Consider the following 17,004-nt stretch of genomic DNA (forward strand, 5'->3'; position numbering starts at 1 on the left):
TCTACCCAGCGCCGCGTTCTGCGCCCGATCAGACACGCAGCGTACACTCGGCGAGTGCGTTCCCCCCGCCTGCTGCTCCCGCCGTTGATCGCGCTCGCCGCCGCCGCCGCGCTCGTCGGCTGCGCGCCCACAGGCGTCCCGGCCGGGACCACGGGTGGGGCTCCGGCGTCGACGACCTCCGTCACGTCTCCCACCCCGACCCCGACGCCCGAGTCGACGGCCGAGTGGGTGGCCGATCGTGTCTCCTCGATGACCGTCGACGAGAAGGCCGCCGCGCTCCTGATGCTGCATGCGCCGGGTACCGACCCGGGGCCGCTCCGTGCCTACCTCGACGCCGGAGCCTCGGGCGTGATCCTGATGGGCGACAACATCGCCGGCGACGCGGCGACCCTCCGGAGCCTCACCGATGTGCTCACCGTCGATCCCGAGCTCGTGCCGCTCGTCGCGGTCGACGAGGAGGGCGGGGAGGTGCAGCGCCTCGACTGGGACACCGCCGCGAGCGCCGACACGCTCCGCGACGCGCCGCCCGCCGAGACGACGACCGCGTTCGCGAGCCGTGCGCAGAGCGTCGACGCGGGCGGCGCGAACGTCAACTTCGGGGTCATCGCCGACGTCACGGCCGACCCCGAGTCGTTCATCGCGGGACGGGTGCTCGGCACCGAGCCGGGTGCCGCCGCAGAGCGCGTGGCCGCGGCGGTGGCGGGCGAGCGCGGGGTCGTGGCGACAACGCTCAAGCATTTCCCCGGCCACGGCGCGGCTCCCGGCGACTCGCACTCGAGCGTGCCGAGCGCGCCGCTCGACCTCGCGGCCTGGCGCGCCGGTCCCGCGATCCCGTTCGCCGCGGGCATCGATGCCGGTGCCGAGCTCGTGATGACCGGACACCTCGCCTATCCCGCGATCGACCCCGCGCCGGCGTCGCTGTCACCTGAGTGGCACCGCATCCTGCGCGACGAACTGGGCTTCGACGGGGTCGTCGTCACCGACGACATGCTCATGCTCCAGCACAACGGGCTGCCCGAGTACGCCGATCCGGGCGAGAACGCCGTACGCGCCGTCGCCGCCGGCGCAGACCTGCTGCTCTACGTGCTGCCCGCCGATCCCGCCGAGTTCGGCATCTCGGTCGACGGCCTCGTCGGCGCGATCCGCGACGCCGTGACGTCGGGCCGCATCCCCGAGGCGAGGCTCGACGACGCGGTGTCCCGGGTGCTCGAGCTCCGGCGCGAACTGAGCTGACCGGCCGGGACCCTGAAACCTCGCGAGAAGAATTTCGTGACGGCGGGAATAGTCTGCGAAGATCCATACGTTTGCATACGGTGAGGCCGATCGGCCCCGAGACATCCGAACTGGAGAACAGCGAGCTATGACGACCACCGCCCCGACGATCGAGATCCCCGGCTACCGCGCTGGCACCTGGAAGATCGACACCGCCCACAGCGAGGTCGGGTTCAGCATCCGCCACCTGATGATCAGCAAGGTCAAGGGCAAGTTCGAGCGCTTCTCGGCCACGTTCGTGACCGCCGAGAACCCGCTCGACTCGACCGTGACCGCGTCGGCCGAGGTCGCCTCGGTCAACACCAACGAGCCGAACCGCGACGGCCACCTCCGCACCGGCGACTTCTTCGAGGCGGACACGTACCCGACGATCGACTTCGTCTCGACCGGCGTGCGCGTCGAGAACGGCGACTTCAAGGTCGACGGCGATCTCACCATCCGCGGCATCACGAAGCCCGTCACCTTCGACTTCGACTTCGGCGGCTTCGGCGGCGACCCGTACGGCAACTACGTCGGCGGCGCGGCCGCGACGACCGTGATCAACCGCGAGGACTTCGGCCTGATGTACAACGCCGCCCTCGAGACCGGTGGCGTGCTGCTCGGCGAGAAGGTCACCATCACGCTCGACCTGCAGGCGCAGCTCCAGCAGTAGCCTGCGACGCGATCGAAGGGCCGGATGCCGCGGGCGTCCGGCCCTTCGTCGTCGTCGAGCCGTGCGGGGCCGCGCAGCTCAGGGCGCGCCGACGACGTCGACCCCGTCGAGGTGCATCGACCAGAACGCGGCCCACCGCTCGAGGGCCGGCCGGAAGCGCTCGAATCCGCGGCCGTCGGCGAACGGCTGGAGCGTGATCGAGGTGCCGCTGCGTCGCTCGGGCGAACGGCGCCAGGTGCCGACCACTTCGCCGTCGCGCACGAGGATCGGCAGGAACAGCCCGTTCTTGCCGGGAACGACGCGCAGTGCGTCGTCAGGGGAGCAGAAGGCGGTGCGGTCGCCGTACCCGAGGAAGTACTCGTCGAACGGCGCCAGTACGTGAACCCCACGGGCGTGGCCGTCGGTCGCGTCGGGCGCGACGTAGTGCTCGTCGCCCCACGGTTCGACTGCATCGCCCGCCGCGGCGACCGCGGTGCGCGCCTGCGTGAGCGTCAGACCCGTCCACCACGCGAAATCACGCACGGTCACCGGGCCGTGCCCGCGGGCGTAGCCCGCGAACAGCCGGGCGAGCGCCTCGTCGTCGTCGGGTTCGTCGGCACCAGGCGGCGACCACTCGTCGAGCAGCACGAAGCGCTGGCGCGCCCGCGTCTCGACGGGACCGTTGCAGAGGAGCCCCTCGGTCGCGAGGACCCAGATGAGGTGATAGCCGCGCTGGCCCTCGGTCGAGATGCCCGCAGCGCTCCACGCGGCCTGCAGTTCGTCGCGCGTCGCGGAGCGGTGGCCGTCGAGCATGCCCACCGCGACCTCGCGCGCCGTGGCGAGCACGCGCGCATCGAGACCCTCGTCGCGCTCGAGCTTCGCCGAGCGCATGCGGGCACGAGGTGCGGCCAGGCGCAGGATCGGCCGGAGCATCGCCGGGTCGACGAAGTGCAGCGTGCCGCGCATCGGCCACGAGCGCACGACTCGTCGCTCGTCGATCGCGGCGTCGATCGAGGCCTCGGTCGCGTCGGTCAAGCGCGCGCCGAGCACCCACTTGGCGGCCGCGAGGTCTTGGGCCTGCACGCAGACGAGTCGCTCGATCGCCGCCGCCGGGGATTCGAACGGCGTCGTGAGCCCCTGCGCACCAAGCCGGGCGGCGCGGAGCGCCGTGAGCGAGGCAGCGGGCGAGGCATCCGTCGTCATGCTGCGAGTCTGCCGGATGCCGCCGACGCGACGCGACCACCGCGCCCGCACCGACGTTAGACTGGGAGGCTGTGCCACTCGGCGCAGTCGATTCCCCACCATCCAGGAGGCCCCGCCGTGCTCGCCGTCCACGACCTCGAGATCCGCGTCGGCGCGCGCCTGCTCATGGAGAACGTCTCGTTCCGCGTGTCCGACGGCGACAAGATCGGCCTCGTCGGCCGCAACGGCGCGGGCAAGACGACCCTCACCAAGACGCTCGCCGGCGAGACGCTGCCGACCGACGGCCGCATCGATCGGTCGGGCGAGATCGGCTACCTGCCGCAGGACCCGCGCTCGGGCGACCCCGAGATGCTCGCCCGCACCCGCATCCTCGATGCGCGCGGGCTCGGCACGCTCGCGCTCGGCATGCACGAGGCGTCGATGAACATGGGCAGCGACGACCCGGTCGTCGCCGAGAAGGCCATGAAGAAGTACGGCAACCTCACCGACCGCTTCAACGCGCTCGGCGGGTACGCCGCCGAGGCCGAGGCCGCCTCGATCGCCTCGAACCTCAACCTGCCCGACCGTATCCTCGACCAGCCGCTGAAGACCCTCTCGGGCGGCCAGCGCCGGCGCATCGAGCTCGCCCGCATCCTGTTCAGCGACGCCGAGACGATGATCCTCGACGAGCCGACCAACCACCTCGACGCCGACTCGGTCGTGTGGCTCCGTGAGTTCCTGAAGGCGTACAAGGGCGGCGTCATCGTCATCTCGCACGACGTCGAGCTCGTCGGCGAGGTCGTGAACCGCGTGTTCTACCTCGACGCCAACCGCTCCGTGATCGACGTCTACAACATGGGCTGGAAGCACTACCAGCGCCAGCGCGCCGCCGACGAGGAGCGCCGCAAGAAGGAGCGCGCCAACGCCGAGAAGAAGGCCGACGTGCTCAAGCTGCAGGCCGCGAAGTTCGGCGCGAAGGCGTCGAAGGCGGCCGCCGCCCACCAGATGGTCGCCCGCGCCGAGAAGCTGCTCGCCGGCCTCGACGAGGTGCGGCAGGTCGACCGCGTCGCGAAGCTGCGGTTCCCGACGCCCGCGCCGTGCGGCCGCACGCCGATCAGCGCGAGCGACCTCTCGAAGAGCTACGGGTCGCTCGAGATCTTCACCGCCGTCGACCTCGCGATCGACCGGGGCTCCAAGGTCGTCATCATCGGACTCAACGGTGCGGGCAAGACGACGCTCCTGCGCATCCTCGCGGGCGTCGACGAGCCCGACACCGGTACGGTCGAACCCGGCCACGGTCTCCGCATCGGGTACTTCGCGCAGGAGCACGAGACGATCGAGGTCAAGCGCAGCGTGCTCGAGAACATGGTGTCGTCGTCGCCGAGCCTCACCGAGACCGAAGCGCGCAAGGTGCTCGGCTCGTTCCTGTTCACGGGCGATGACGTGCACAAGCCCGCCGGGGTGCTCTCGGGCGGCGAGAAGACCCGTCTCGCGCTGGCGATGATCGTCGTGTCGGGTGCGAACGTGCTGCTGCTCGACGAGCCGACGAACAACCTCGACCCGGCGAGCCGCGCCGAGATCCTCGACGCGCTCTCGCACTTCGAGGGCGCCGTCGTGCTCGTCTCGCACGACCCCGGCGCCGTCGAGGCGCTCAACCCCGAGCGCGTGCTCATCCTGCCCGACGGCGTCGAAGACCACTGGTCGGCCGAGTACCAGGAGCTCATCGAGCTCGCCTGAACGGCGAACCCCGGCGTGCGGCCGAGCCGTGTTCGGGGGAGGCCTAGTGCCGGTCGAGGATCCCGTCCTCGACATCGGCATCGGCGTCGCGTCGCGGCTTGCGCTCGGGCCGGCGCGGCGCGCGGCGCTGCGCGGCGACAGCACCGCTGGGGGATGCCTCGGCGAGCGCCTTGCGCTCCTGGTTCGCCGCCCAACCGAGGCCGATGAAGGCGAGCAGCGCGAACACGTACCACTGCAGTGCGTACGACAGGTGCGGGCCCTCGTCGCGCTCGGGCCGGGGTGCGGCGAGCGGCGGCTCGGCGGCGTCGTCGGGCGATTGCACGAGCAATCCGTACGCACCGGTGTAGGCCGGTACCCCGACCCGGTCGGCGAGCTCGTCGAGGTCGATGGTCGCGAGCTCGGTGCTCGTCGAGGTGCGCCCCTCGATCCGGCCCTCGCCGGCCTTCAGCCGCACGTCGACGACGACGTCGCCGGCGGGGGCGGGCGCGCGGTCGCCGGGGCCGCCGTCGGATGCCTCGGGGATCCAGCCGCGATCGACCATGAACACGGTGCCGTCCTCGAGCCGGAACGGCGTGATGACCTCGTAGCCGACGTTGCCGTTCTGCGGGCGGTTGCGCACGACGATCTCGTCGCCGGACAGGTACTCGCCTTCGAGCGCCACGACCTGCCAGCGCTGGTCGACGTCGAACGCCGCCGGGTCGGGCAGGGCCTCCGCGACCGGGATCGGGTCGGCGTCGTAGTTGGCGTCGATCCGGGCGACCTCGGCCAGCGCCTCGGCGCGGCGGTTCAGCTGCCAGGTTCCAAGCGCCGAGCAGGCGATCGCGAAGATCACGACGAGGGCGAGGTAGCCGGCCCACCGGCCGCTCAGGAGGAATCGCCAGTCGTTCACGAGTCGCTCCCCGCCGAGGCATCCTGCGCGTCGCCGTCGCGGTCGAACGCCGCGACGGCGACCGGGAACGACCGGGCCTCGAGGAAGTCGCGCAGGTAGCCGACGTGCTCGTCGCACGCGAGCCAGGTCTTGCCGCGGTCGCCCGTGTGGATCTTGGGATTGCGCCAGTCGATGCGCCAGGTCGCCGGCATCGTGCACGCCGCGCGGGAGCAGACGGCGCCGTCGGGTGCGCCGTGGAGTCCGCCGATCATCGCGTTCCGTCGCCGTCGTCGGGCGGCGGTGCCGACGGCCCGGCGGGCAGCGCCCGGTCGGGGCGCACCGCGCGACCCGCGCGGCCCGAGCCCTGCGCGTTCGCGAGCACCACGGCGATATAGGGGAGGAAGATCGCTCCGGCGGCGAAGACCGCCAGCCACCAGCCCCGCGCGAAGAGCATGGCGAAGATGCAGGCGACACGGATCGTCATCGCGACCGTGTACTTGATCATGCGTGCACGCCGCTCCGCGTCGGGAGAGGGCGGCAGCGAGGTGATCGACTGCTGCTTCATGGGTGGTCGCCGGGTCTCTGACGGCGCTCCTCTTACGTCAAGCCTACGTCCGATTCGGCTCGGCGGATGCCGCGAACGCGGACGTTCTATGCTGGGACGGGCCGCACGGCCCGACCCCTGCATCGACCCTCAGAAGGAGTCCAGCATGACGACGAGCCGCACCGTCCTCGTGACCGGTGGCAACCGGGGCATCGGCTACGCCATCGCCCGCGAGTTCATCGCCCAGGGGCACCGCGTCGCCGTCACCGCCCGCTCGGGCGAAGGTCCCGAGGGCTCGCTCACCGTGCGCGCCGACGTCACCGACGCCGAGTCGATCGACCGTGCGTTCACCGAGATCGAGGCCGAGCTCGGCCCGGTCGAGGTGCTCGTCGCGAACGCGGGCATCACGCGCGACACGCTGCTCCTGCGAATGAGCGAGGACGAGTTCACGAGCGTCATCGACACGAACCTCACGGGCGCGTTCCGCGTGGTGAAGCGCGCGTCGAAGGGCATGCTCAAGGCGCGGTTCGGCCGCATCGTGCTCATCTCGAGCGTCGTCGGCCTCTACGGCTCGCCCGGCCAGATCAACTACTCGTCGTCGAAGGCGGGCCTCGTGGGCATGGCCCGCTCGCTCACCCGCGAGCTCGGCGCGCGCAACATCACGGCGAACGTCGTCGCGCCCGGCTTCATCGAGACCGACATGACCGACGAGCTGCCCGAGGCGCAGCAGGCCGAGTACAAGAAGAACATCCCGCTCGGCCGGTTCGCCTCGCCCGATGAGGTCGCGCGCGTCGTCACGTGGCTCGCGGGCGACGACGCGGGGTACATCTCGGGTGCCGTCATCCCCGTCGACGGAGGCCTCGGCATGGGCCACTAGCCGACGGCGCGATCTCCGCCGCTCAGCGGTCGATGCGCACCACCGAGTACTCGGTGTCGGGCGTCGGCGGCGTGCCGAAGCGGGCGTTCGGGAGGAACAGGCTGCGGCCGAACGACGCGACCGTCGTGGGCACCTGGAACTCGGGGCTCGTCAGTCGGTCGACGATGGTGCCGGTCGTGCCGTCGGCCGACAGGTCGACGACCGCGACGGTGTTGAGCTGGTTCTGCACCACGTAGAGCGTGCGGCCGACGACGAGCAGGCCGTCGCCCGCCGGCAGTGATGCGCCGCCGAGGTCGACCGCGGTGGCCGCGCCCGTCGCGGGGTCGACGCGGAAGAGCGTGGCGGTCGCCGACTGGATGACGAGCAGGGCCCGGTGGTCGGGCGATTCGACGATGCCGTTGGCGTTGAACCCGGCCTGCTGCACCCAGTCGCCCGTGAGCGGAAGGGTCACGACGTCAGCGGCGTCGGGCAGCGCACCCGCCGGACCGAGCGGCACGAAGTACAGCTCGCCGGCGAAGCTGTTCGTGAACCAGGCGCCGTCGACCGTGAGCACGACGTCGTTGATGAACGCCGGGCCGGTGGTCAACTGGTAGGTCTGCAGCACGTCGCCGGTTGCGGCGTCGACCACCCGGGCCTGACCCGTGGGGCCGCCGGCGACGAAGAGCCGCCCGCGCTCGTCGATCTTGAGGCCCACGGAGGGCGTGCCGGGGCCCTCGAGCGTGGTGATCTCCGCGCCGGTGCGGAGGTCGAAGACGTAGACATCGCCGTCCGCCAGGGAACCGACATAGCCGACGGGACCGTCACCGATCGCGATGCCCTCGGGCTGGAACCCGTCGGGGAGGGCGATCAGGTCCTCGACCGTGGCGCCGCCCGGCGGCGAACCCGCAGCCTGTGCGGTGCCGACCGCGCTGAGAGCGAGGAGACCTGTCAGTGCGGCGGCGGCGAATGTACGTGCGACGATGCGACCGGACATGGCCACATGCTACGACTGCGCACTCGGCGCGGTCGCGGTTCGGAGGAAGCTCCCAGCCGAGCGGAACGACGTCGCGGACCCCTCCATGCCGATAAGGATGCCGCTCGCTCAGCCCCGCAGCCCGAGCAGCGCGAGCACGACGCCGAGGTCGGGTGCGTCGATCGCGACATCCGCCTGCCGGCGAACGACCGGCTTCGCGCAGAACGCGACGCCGAGCGCCGCCCGATCGAGCATGCGCAGGTCGTTGGCGCCGTCGCCGACGGCAACGGTCCGCGCGATCGGGATGCCGCTCGCCCCGGCCCATTCCTCGAGCGCGAAGCGCTTCGCCTCGGCGTCGACGACGGGACCATCGACCCGGCCGGTGAGCCGGCCGTCGGCGATCTCGAGCCGGTTCGCCCGGCAGAAGTCGAGCCCGAGCCGCTCGGCGAGCGGGTCGAGGAGTTCGTGGAAGCCGCCGGAGACGACGCCCACGCGCCCACCCGCGGCGTGCACGCCGGCGATGAGCTCCTCGACGCCGTCGGTCGGCGTCATGCGGGCACGCGCGGCGGCGAGCACCTCGGCGTCGAGGCCCGCGAGCGTCGCGACGCGCTCGCGCAGGCTCGCGGCGAAGTCGAGCTCGCCGCGCATGGCGCGCTCGGTCACGGCGGCGACGTGCTCGAGGCTGCCGGCCGCCTCGGCGAGGAGCTCGATCGCCTCCTCGCGGATGAGGGTCGAATCGGCGTCGAGCACGACGAGCGGGCCGCCGAGGCGGCCGGGCTGCGCGGCGCTCACGCGTGCGTCCGGACGCGCGAGCCCTTGCCCACGACGGTGATGCCGCTGTCGGTCACGATGAAGCCGCGGGCCACGTCCTCGGCGCGATCGACCCCGATGCGAGCACCCGCTTCGACGACGACCTCCTTGTCGAGGATCGCGCGCTGCACCGTCGCGCCGGCCTCGATGCGGGCGCGGTCGAAGAGGATCGCGTCGGCGACGTGCGCCCCGGACCCGACGATCGCCCACGGGCCGATCACGCTGCGCTCGACGTGCGCGCCCGAGATGACCGAGCCGAGCGAGACGATCGAGTCGATGACGGTACCGAGCGAGCCCCGCGCGTCGCGCGTGAACTTCGCGGGCGGCGAGTTGAGCTGCTGGCTGAAGATCGGCCACTCCCGGTTGTAGAGGTTGAACACGGGCAGCACCGAGATGAGGTCCTGGTGCGCCTCGAAGAACGAGTCGATCGTTCCCACGTCGCGCCAGTAGTAGCGGTCGCGATCGGTCGACCCGGGCACCTCGTTGCGCTTCAGGTCGTAGACGCCGGCCGCTCCCTGCTCGACGAAGGCGGGGATGATGTCGCCGCCCATGTCGTGGCTCGACGAGGCCTCTTCGCCGTCGCGCAGCACGGCCTCGATGAGGGCCTGGGCGTCGAACACGTAGTTGCCCATCGACGCGAGCACCTCGCCGGGGGAGTCGGGAAGGCCCACCGGGTCGTTCGGCTTCTCGAGGAAGCGGCTGATGCGCTCGGGCGACGAGGGGTCGACCTCGATGACCCCGAACTGGTTCGCGAGCGCGATCGGCTGGCGGATCGCGGCGACCGTCGCTGCGGCGCCCGACTCGACGTGCGCGTCGATCATCTGGGAGAAGTCCATGCGGTAGACGTGGTCGGCGCCGACGACGACGATGAGGTCGGGCCGCTCGTCGTAGATGAGGTTGAGGCTCTGCAGGATGGCGTCGGCCGATCCCGAGAACCAGCGCTTGCCGAGGCGCTGCTGCGCCGGCACCGAGGCGACGTAGGAGTTCAGGAGGCCGTTCAGCCGCCACGTCTGCGAGACGTGCCGGTCGAGCGAGTGCGACTTGTACTGGGTGAGCACGACGACCTGGCGCAGGCCCGAGTTCAAGAGGTTCGAGAGCGCGAAGTCGATGAGCCGGTACTGGCCGGCGAACGGCACCGCGGGCTTCGCGCGGTCTTCCGTCAGTGGCATGAGCCGCTTGCCCTCGCCGCCGGCGAGGACGATTCCGAAGACCTTGCGCGCAACCATGTGCCCACTGTAACGAGCCGCGGTGAATTCCGAGACCTCGGTTTCGGAGCGTGTCGACCGCCCTGCGCTACCGTTGCAGCATGCGCGTCGACCTCCTCACCCGTGAGTATCCGCCCGAGGTGTACGGGGGCGCCGGGGTGCACGCCGCGGAGCTCGTCAGGGCGCTGCGCGCGAGCATCGACGTGCGGGTGCGCTGCTTCGGCGCACCGCGCGACGAGGCCGGGACGACCGCCTATCCCGTGCCCGCCGAGTTCTCGGAGTCGAACGCGGCGCTCTCGACCATGGCGGTCGACCTGCTCATGGCCGGAGAAGCCGCCGGCGCCGACCTCGTGCATTCGCACACGTGGTACGCCAACTTCGCCGGCCTCACCGCGAAGCGGTTGCACGGGATTCCGCACGTGGTCACGGCGCACAGCCTCGAACCGCTGCGCCCGTGGAAGGCCGAGCAGCTCGGCGGCGGCTATCGGCTGAGCTCGTGGATCGAGCGGTCGGCGTTCGCCGATGCCGATGCGGTCATCGCGGTGAGCGACGGCATGCGCCGCGACATCCTGCGGTCCTATCCCGATCTCGACCCGGCGCGCGTCGAGGTCGTCTACAACGGCATCGACCTCGACGACTGGGCGCCGTCGCAGGACCTCGACACGGTGCGCGCCCTCGGGGTCGACCCCGAGCGGCCGTCGATCGTGTTCGTCGGCCGGATCACCCGGCAGAAGGGCCTGCCGTACCTGCTCCGCGCGGCTCGGATGCTGCCCGCCGACGTGCAGCTCGTGCTCTGTGCGGGCGCGCCCGACACCCCCGAGATCATGGCCGAGGTCGAGGGGCTCGTCGACGGGCTCCGCCGCGAGCGCGACGGCGTCGTCTGGATCGACCGCCACCTGCCGCGGGGCGAGCTCACGGCGCTGCTCACGGCCGCGACGTGCTTCGTCTGCCCCTCGGTGTACGAACCGCTCGGCATCGTGAACCTCGAGGCGATGGCGTGCGGCGCACCGGTCGTCGGCACGGCCACGGGCGGCATCCCCGAGGTCGTCGACGACGGGGTGACCGGTGTGCTCGTGCCGATCGAGCAGGCCGACGACGGCACCGGTACGCCGCTCGACCCCGACCGGTTCGTCGCGGATCTCGCGTCGGCGCTCACGCGCGTCGTCGCCGATCCGGCGCGCGCCGCCGAGATGGGGGCCGCCGGCCGTCGTCGCGCGGAGACGCGCTTCGCATGGGACGCGATCGCCGCCCGCACGATCGAGGTCTACGGACGGGTGCTCGGCCGCTGACGGCCGCCCCTGCGTCTGAGGGGGTCTCCGCTCCCGATAGCATTGGACGCATGGCGAGTGCGAGTACGGTTCTGCAGTTCCGCGATGTGTCGGTGGTCCGCGACGGCAACACGATCCTCGACTCGGTGACGTGGGACGTCGCCTCCGACGAGCGCTGGGTCGTGCTCGGGCCGAACGGTGCGGGCAAGACGACCCTGCTGCAGATCGCCGCTGCCGCGATGCACCCCACCGCGGGCAAGGCCGAGGTGCTGCAGGAGAAGCTCGGCAAGGTCGACGTCTTCGAGCTGCGGCCGATGATCGGCTTCGCCTCGACGGCGATGGCCCGTCGCATCCCGCGCGACGAGACCGTGCTCGACGTGGTGCTCACCGCCGCGTACTCCGTGACGGGTCGCTGGAACGAGGAGTACGAGGGCATCGACCTCCGCCGCGCCGAGCGAGTGCTCAAGGAGTGGGGCCTCGACGGCTTCTCGGGCCGCCGGTTCGGCAGCCTCTCCGACGGTGAGCAGAAGCGCGTGCAGATCGCCCGCTCGGTCATGACCGACCCCGAGCTGCTGCTGCTCGACGAGCCCGCCGCGAGCCTCGACCTCGGCGCGCGCGAAGAGCTCGTGGGGCTGCTCGGCGGCTACGCCGCGTCGCCGGCCTCGCCGGCGATCGTCATGGTCACCCACCACGTCGAGGAGATCCCCGTCGGCTTCACGCACGCGCTGCTGCTCGCGAAGGGCGGCATCGTCGCAGCGGGGCCGCTCGCCGAGGCGCTCACCGCCGAGAACCTGTCGACGACGTTCGACATGAAGATCGAGCTCACCGAGCGCGACGGTCGCTTCGCCGCGCGCGCCGTCTGAGGCGTTCGGGCGCTGACTCTGCTAAACTCGTCAGCTGGCCCTACCGCCATCATGCTTTCCCTCCAGCGAGCCGCACCGCGAAGGTGCCGCGTTCGCGCGGCGGGAACTCGAATACCATCCGATCGCTCTATCAACCGAAATCCAAGGAAGTCTCCATGAAGACCGACATCCACCCCGAGTACAACGCCATCGTCTTCCGCGACCTGGCTTCGGGCGCCACGTTCCTCACGCGCTCGACCGCGACGAGCGACAAGACGATCGAGCTCGACGGTGTCACCTACCCGGTCATCGACGTCGAGATCTCGAGCGAGTCGCACCCGTTCTACACGGGCAAGCAGCGCATCATGGACTCGGCCGGCCGCGTCGAGAAGTTCAACCAGCGCTTCAAGAACTTCGGCAAGTAATCCAGCCGAACGAAGGGGCGGGCGACTCAGGTCGCCCGCCCCTTCGTCGTGCCCGCGCCGGGCGTGATGCGGTCTCAGGCGCGCGCCCGTACCGGCCAGGCGCCCGACGTCGTGAACTCGGGCTCGCCGTTGCTGCGCCGCCAGGCCTGGTAGCTCTCGGCCTGGTCGCGGCACCAGTCGATCTGGCGCGCGTGCAGGTCACCGACGGCCAGGGCGGCGAGTTCGGGGTACACCCGCGCGATCGCCTGGGCCACTCGGCCGGCGGCCACCGCATCGGCGCCGGCGTCGTGCGCGTCGTCGAGGACGACCCCGTAGTGCTCGGCGGTCACCGAGAGCGTGCGCTTGCCCCGGCGGTACCGGTCGACGGCCTTGTCGATGACGAGCGGGTCGATGACGGGGCCCGGACCCGGCAGCGGTGCGTGCCCGTACCGCTCCGCCTCCCGGTGGAGCACCGTCAGGTCGTACGCGGCGTTGTAGGCGACGATCGGCAGGCCCCTCGCCGCCGCGTGCGCCAGTTCGTCGATGATCTCGGCGACCGCGGTCGCGGCGTTCTGGCCCTCGAGACGCGCCCGCTCGGTCGTGACGCCGTGGATGAGCGACGCAGCCGTCGGGATCTCGACACCGGGGTCGACGAGCCACTCCCGTCGTTCGAGCACCTCGCCCGACGGGCCGAGCACGCCGACGTGCGCCGTAACGATGCGGCAGACGTCGACGTCGATGCCGGTCGTCTCGAGGTCGAAGACGGCGAGGGTGTCGGCCCAGCGGGCCTCGTTCACTGCATCCATGTGCGAAAGGCTATGCAGGCCCACCGTCATCGCGGACGAACGACGGCGCGTGTCCGCCGCCCCGCCGCTTCGGCGCGCAGCTCGCGTGCAGTCCGCGTCCGTAGAATGGCGGGGATGATCGCCTCGCCGTACGCCTCAGCGCTCGACCGCATCCCCGTCCGGGAGCACCGCATCGAGGTCGAGGGCACCACGACGGCCTGGTGGGAGTACGGCGAGGCCGACGCCCCCATGCTCGTGCTCGTGCACGGATTCCGCGGCGACCACCACGGACTCGAGCCGATCGTCGCGCAGCTGCCCGGCTACCGCATCGTGTCGCCCGACCTCCCGGGCTTCGGCGCATCGGCGACGTTCGCCGATCGCGCCCACGACATCGACGGGTACGCCCGCTGGCTCGGCGCGTTCATCGAGGCGATCGGCATCGACGGCGACTACGACCTGCTCGGCCACTCGTTCGGTTCGATCGTGGCGAGCGCGGCCGTCGCGGGCGGCCTCGCACCGCGCCGCCTCGTGCTCGTGAACCCGATCGGCGCACCGGCACTCGAGGGGCCGCGCGGGGTCATGACCCGGCTCGCCGTGCTCTACTACCGCGCATCGGCGGCGCTTCCCGAGCGCACCGGCTTCGCACTGCTGCGCAATGGGGCGATCGTGCGCGTCATGAGCGTGACGATGGCCAAGACGCACGACCGCGAACTGCGCCGCTGGATCCACGACCAGCACGACCGGTACTTCTCCGACTTCGGCGACCGCGACCAGTTGCTCGAGGCGTTCCGGGCCTCCGTGAGCCACGACGTCAGCGAGTACGCCGCCCGCATCCCGGTTCCGACGCTGCTCGTCGCCGCCGAGCGCGACGACGTGACGCCGCTCGAGGCGCAGCACCGGCTCGTGACGAGGTTCCCCGATGCGACCCTCGAGGTGATCCCCGAGGTCGGGCACCTCATCCACTACGAGACGCCCGGCGACGCCGCAGCCCGCATCACCCGCTTCCTCGGGGCGGGGGAGCGCGCGTGAGGATCGTCGTCGACTGCCGCTACACCCGCATCGGCCACCACGACGGCATCAGCCGGTTCACCGCGGGCATCGTCGGGGAGCTCGCGAAGCTGCATCCCGTGACCATGCTCGTGAGCGACCACCGCCAGCTCGAGATGCTGCCGCCGCTGCCCTGGCAGCTCGTGAGCTCGCCGACGAGCGCGCGCGAACCGTTCGTCGCCCGGCAGGTGCGTCGCCTGCGACCCGACATCGTGTTCTCGCCCATGCAGACGATGGGATCTTGGGGGCGCGACTACCGCCTGCTGCTCACGCTGCACGACCTCATCTACTACGAGAACCGCACCCCTCCGCGCGACCTCTCCGCCCCGATCCGGCTGCTGTGGCGCCTCTACCACCTCGCGTGGTGGCCGCAGCGCGTGCTGCTCAACCGCGCCGACGCCGTCGTCACGGTGTCGGAGACCACCGCGGGGCTCATCCGCGAGCACCGGCTGACCCGGCGACCCATCACGGTCGTGCCGAACGCGGCCGACGACCTCGCGGTGCCCGAGCTGCCGCGCACGCGCCCCACGGGCCACCGGCTCGTCTACATGGGCTCGTACATGCCCTACAAGAACGTCGACACGCTCGTTCGTGCGACCGCGGCCCTGCCCGACCACGAGCTGCACCTGCTGAGCCGCATCAGCCCGTCCGAGCGCGAGCGGCTGACCCGGCTGGCGCCCGAGGCGCGGCTCGTCTTCCACGACGGCGTGACGGATGCCGCGTACGGCGAGCTGCTCTCGGGGGCCACGGCCCTCGTGCACGCGTCGAAGGCCGAGGGATTCGGCATCCCGCTCGTCGAGGCCATGCGCCTCGGCACGCCCGTCGTCGTGAGCGACATCCCGATCTTCCGCGAGATCGGCGGCGACGCCGCACTGTTCTTCGACGCCGACCGACCCGAGACGCTCGTCGCCGCGCTGCGCACCCTCGACGAGGCCGACGAGTGGGAGCGGCGCTCCGCCGCCTCGGTCGAGGTCGCGGCTCGGTTCACCTGGGCGAGGTCCGCGGCGGCCCTCTACGAGCTCATGCAGCGGGTGGTCGCCGAACCGGGCCGGCGGCGGCGCGGCTGACGGATCAGCCCTCCGTGCCCGTGAGCAGCTCGGGTTCGGCGAGTTCGAGCTCGTCGCCCGTGGCCGTCACGAGGTGCACCGAGCCGTTCGTCACGGTGTAGCCGGCGCCGGGCAGCGTCCAACCGCTCAGGTGCAGGATGAGCGAGTGGATGACGCCGCCGTGCGAGACGACCACGACGCGCCCGCCGGGGTGCGCCGCCGCGATCTGCGTGAGGGCGGCACCCGCTCGCTCGATCACGGCCGACCGGGTCTCGAGCCCCTCGATCGTCGCCGCCTGCGCTTCGACGGCCGTGCGACCGGCGTGGTCGAGGCCCTCGAGCACGCCGTAGCTGCGTTCGGAGAGGGCGTCGAGGTGCCCCTGCACGGGAACGCCGAGCTCGCCGGCGATGAGGGCGGCGGTCTCGGCCGCGCGCGAGAGCGGGCTCGCGTACACGGCGTCCCACGACGAGTCCGCGAGATCCGCACCGACCTGCACGGCCTGCCGCCGCCCGGTGTCGTTGAGCGGGATGTCGGTGCGCCCCTGGATGCGGCGCTGCACGTTCCAGTCGGTCTCGCCGTGCCGGACGAGCGCGATGGTCACCGGTGCGGGGCGGGTCGAGGCATCCGTCATGTCGAAGACTCTGGCACGCGCGCGGCGCGGATCACGAATCGAGCGCCGACGCGAACGCGGCGAGGGTCTCGCTCGTGCCCGCGTCGATCCTGACGGCGGCCCTGGCGTCGCCCTTGGTGGCACCCCGGTTGACGATCACGACGGGGAGCCGGCTGCGCCGCGCCTGCTCGAGCAGGCGCATGCCGGTGTTCACCACGAGCGACGAACCGGCCACGAGCAGCACGTCGGCACCCGCGACGAGCGACGCCGCGGCGCGGAAGGTCGGCACGGGCACGAACTCGCCGAAGAAGACGACGTCGGGCTTCAGCACGCCGCCGCAGACGGTGCACACCGGGATCCGCATCGCCTCGACGTCGTCGATCTCGACGTCGCCGTCGGGGTTGAGGCGCACCGCGCGGTCGGCGTCGAGCCACGGGTTCTGCGTCGTGAGCTCGTGCGCGATCGCCTGCCGGGCGTAGTGCTGGCCGCACTCGAGGCACACGACGCGGTCCATGCCGCCGTGCAGCTCGACGACGTGACGGCTGCCCGCCCGCCGGTGCAGGCCGTCGACGTTCTGCGTCACGACGCCGGTGACGATCCCGGACGCCTCGAGGCGGGCGAGCGCCCGATGGCCGCGGTTCGGGGCGGCCGACGCGAAGTCGCGCCAGCCGAGGTGGCTGCCCGCCCAGTAGCGCTTGCGCGCCGCCTCCGACGAGAGGAAGGTCTGCACGGTCATCGGGGTGCGCACCGGTGCGCCCTCGCCGCGGTAGTCGGGAATCCCGGAGTCGGTGCTCACGCCCGCTCCCGTCAGCACCGCGACGCGCGAACCGCGCATGAGCTCGATCGCCTCGTCGATCCCGGCCGCGTGCGTGCGGCCCATCGTCTGCTCCACGTCGTCTCCCTTCGACACCCCTGAGAGTAAAC

The 17,004-nt window shown here is 71.7% G+C and carries 19 protein-coding genes; 9 read left to right on the forward strand and 10 right to left on the reverse strand.

Annotation, left to right across the window (positions count from 1 at the left end; all coding sequences use genetic code 11):
- Positions 1–54 precede the first annotated feature (54 nt).
- The gene (locus AC3RJ6_RS13130; RefSeq protein WP_491427515.1) at positions 55–1,233 is read left to right on the forward strand and encodes a glycoside hydrolase family 3 N-terminal domain-containing protein; all 1,179 of its coding nucleotides are present in this window, start codon (positions 55–57) and stop codon (positions 1,231–1,233) included.
- Positions 1,234–1,360: 127 nt separating this feature from the next.
- Positions 1,361–1,924 carry a YceI family protein gene (locus tag AC3RJ6_RS13135; protein WP_491427516.1) on the forward strand — a complete coding sequence of 188 codons (564 nt, stop codon included), beginning with the start codon at positions 1,361–1,363 and terminating at the stop codon, positions 1,922–1,924.
- A gap of 78 nt (positions 1,925–2,002) precedes the next feature.
- Here AC3RJ6_RS13135 and AC3RJ6_RS13140 read toward each other — a convergent pair whose 3' ends face one another.
- A complete protein-coding gene (locus tag AC3RJ6_RS13140; protein WP_491427518.1) occupies positions 2,003–3,106 on the reverse strand; it encodes a winged helix DNA-binding domain-containing protein in 1,104 nt (367 codons plus the stop codon).
- Positions 3,107–3,223: 117 nt separating this feature from the next.
- Here AC3RJ6_RS13140 and AC3RJ6_RS13145 point away from each other — a divergent pair, with 117 nt between their 5' ends.
- Positions 3,224–4,822, forward strand: coding sequence for an ABC-F family ATP-binding cassette domain-containing protein (locus AC3RJ6_RS13145; RefSeq protein WP_491427519.1), 1,599 nt, complete (start codon positions 3,224–3,226; stop codon positions 4,820–4,822).
- Between the two features lie 43 nt (positions 4,823–4,865).
- Here AC3RJ6_RS13145 and AC3RJ6_RS13150 read toward each other — a convergent pair whose 3' ends face one another.
- From AC3RJ6_RS13150 to AC3RJ6_RS13160, 3 genes are read right to left on the reverse strand one after another with little or no spacing between them, the layout of a single operon-like run.
- A complete protein-coding gene (locus AC3RJ6_RS13150) occupies positions 4,866–5,711 on the reverse strand; it encodes an SURF1 family cytochrome oxidase biogenesis protein (protein ID WP_491427520.1) in 846 nt (281 codons plus the stop codon).
- Positions 5,708–5,962 (reverse strand): hypothetical protein, encoded by a 255-nt coding sequence (locus AC3RJ6_RS13155; protein WP_491427521.1) that lies wholly within the window; start codon positions 5,960–5,962, stop codon positions 5,708–5,710. Before AC3RJ6_RS13155 ends, AC3RJ6_RS13150 begins: the two co-directional genes overlap by 4 nt.
- The gene (locus tag AC3RJ6_RS13160; RefSeq protein ID WP_491427522.1) at positions 5,959–6,255 is read right to left on the reverse strand and encodes a DUF3099 domain-containing protein; all 297 of its coding nucleotides are present in this window, start codon (positions 6,253–6,255) and stop codon (positions 5,959–5,961) included. The genes AC3RJ6_RS13155 and AC3RJ6_RS13160 overlap by 4 nt, the downstream gene beginning before the upstream one ends.
- A gap of 145 nt (positions 6,256–6,400) precedes the next feature.
- Here AC3RJ6_RS13160 and AC3RJ6_RS13165 point away from each other — a divergent pair, with 145 nt between their 5' ends.
- Positions 6,401–7,111, forward strand: a complete 711-nt coding sequence (locus tag AC3RJ6_RS13165) for a beta-ketoacyl-ACP reductase (protein WP_491427523.1) — start codon at positions 6,401–6,403, stop codon at positions 7,109–7,111.
- 22 nt (positions 7,112–7,133) lie between these two features.
- On the opposite strand, the gene AC3RJ6_RS13170 is transcribed toward AC3RJ6_RS13165, so the two are convergent.
- The 3 genes from AC3RJ6_RS13170 to AC3RJ6_RS13180 all read right to left on the reverse strand — a co-directional run bounded on the left by AC3RJ6_RS13170 (position 7,134) and on the right by AC3RJ6_RS13180 (position 10,099).
- Positions 7,134–8,084, reverse strand: a complete 951-nt coding sequence (locus tag AC3RJ6_RS13170; protein ID WP_491427524.1) for an SMP-30/gluconolactonase/LRE family protein — start codon at positions 8,082–8,084, stop codon at positions 7,134–7,136.
- Positions 8,085–8,192: 108 nt separating this feature from the next.
- The gene (serB, locus tag AC3RJ6_RS13175; RefSeq protein WP_491427525.1) at positions 8,193–8,855 is read right to left on the reverse strand and encodes a phosphoserine phosphatase SerB; all 663 of its coding nucleotides are present in this window, start codon (positions 8,853–8,855) and stop codon (positions 8,193–8,195) included.
- On the reverse strand, positions 8,852–10,099 hold the full coding sequence (locus AC3RJ6_RS13180) for a glucose-1-phosphate adenylyltransferase (RefSeq protein WP_491427526.1): 1,248 nt from the start codon (positions 10,097–10,099) through the stop codon (positions 8,852–8,854). Before AC3RJ6_RS13180 ends, serB begins: the two co-directional genes overlap by 4 nt.
- 80 nt (positions 10,100–10,179) lie before the next feature.
- Here AC3RJ6_RS13180 and glgA point away from each other — a divergent pair, with 80 nt between their 5' ends.
- The 3 genes from glgA to AC3RJ6_RS13195 all read left to right on the forward strand — a co-directional run bounded on the left by glgA (position 10,180) and on the right by AC3RJ6_RS13195 (position 12,613).
- Positions 10,180–11,367 (forward strand): glycogen synthase, encoded by a 1,188-nt coding sequence (glgA, locus tag AC3RJ6_RS13185; RefSeq protein ID WP_491427527.1) that lies wholly within the window; start codon positions 10,180–10,182, stop codon positions 11,365–11,367.
- A gap of 50 nt (positions 11,368–11,417) precedes the next feature.
- Positions 11,418–12,209, forward strand: coding sequence for an ABC transporter ATP-binding protein (locus AC3RJ6_RS13190; RefSeq protein ID WP_491427528.1), 792 nt, complete (start codon positions 11,418–11,420; stop codon positions 12,207–12,209).
- A 155-nt stretch (positions 12,210–12,364) separates the two neighbouring features.
- The gene (locus tag AC3RJ6_RS13195) at positions 12,365–12,613 is read left to right on the forward strand and encodes a type B 50S ribosomal protein L31 (protein ID WP_376954735.1); all 249 of its coding nucleotides are present in this window, start codon (positions 12,365–12,367) and stop codon (positions 12,611–12,613) included.
- Between the two features lie 74 nt (positions 12,614–12,687).
- On the opposite strand, the gene AC3RJ6_RS13200 is transcribed toward AC3RJ6_RS13195, so the two are convergent.
- Entirely contained in the window at positions 12,688–13,398 is a 711-nt protein-coding gene (locus tag AC3RJ6_RS13200; RefSeq protein ID WP_491427529.1) for an exonuclease domain-containing protein, read from the reverse strand.
- Positions 13,399–13,512: 114 nt separating this feature from the next.
- Between AC3RJ6_RS13200 and AC3RJ6_RS13205 the strand changes: the two genes are divergently transcribed.
- Both AC3RJ6_RS13205 and AC3RJ6_RS13210 read left to right on the forward strand, forming a co-directional pair.
- Positions 13,513–14,406, forward strand: coding sequence for an alpha/beta fold hydrolase (locus AC3RJ6_RS13205; protein WP_491427530.1), 894 nt, complete (start codon positions 13,513–13,515; stop codon positions 14,404–14,406).
- Positions 14,403–15,491 (forward strand): glycosyltransferase family 4 protein, encoded by a 1,089-nt coding sequence (locus AC3RJ6_RS13210; RefSeq protein WP_491427531.1) that lies wholly within the window; start codon positions 14,403–14,405, stop codon positions 15,489–15,491. Before AC3RJ6_RS13205 ends, AC3RJ6_RS13210 begins: the two co-directional genes overlap by 4 nt.
- 4 nt (positions 15,492–15,495) lie before the next feature.
- Here AC3RJ6_RS13210 and AC3RJ6_RS13215 read toward each other — a convergent pair whose 3' ends face one another.
- Positions 15,496–16,101 carry a histidine phosphatase family protein gene (locus AC3RJ6_RS13215; RefSeq protein WP_491427532.1) on the reverse strand — a complete coding sequence of 202 codons (606 nt, stop codon included), beginning with the start codon at positions 16,099–16,101 and terminating at the stop codon, positions 15,496–15,498.
- Positions 16,102–16,132: 31 nt separating this feature from the next.
- Entirely contained in the window at positions 16,133–16,960 is an 828-nt protein-coding gene (locus tag AC3RJ6_RS13220) for a Sir2 family NAD-dependent protein deacetylase (protein ID WP_491427804.1), read from the reverse strand.
- Between the last annotated feature and the right edge of the window lie 44 nt (positions 16,961–17,004).

The organism is Agromyces cucurbitae (genome assembly GCF_058349945.1).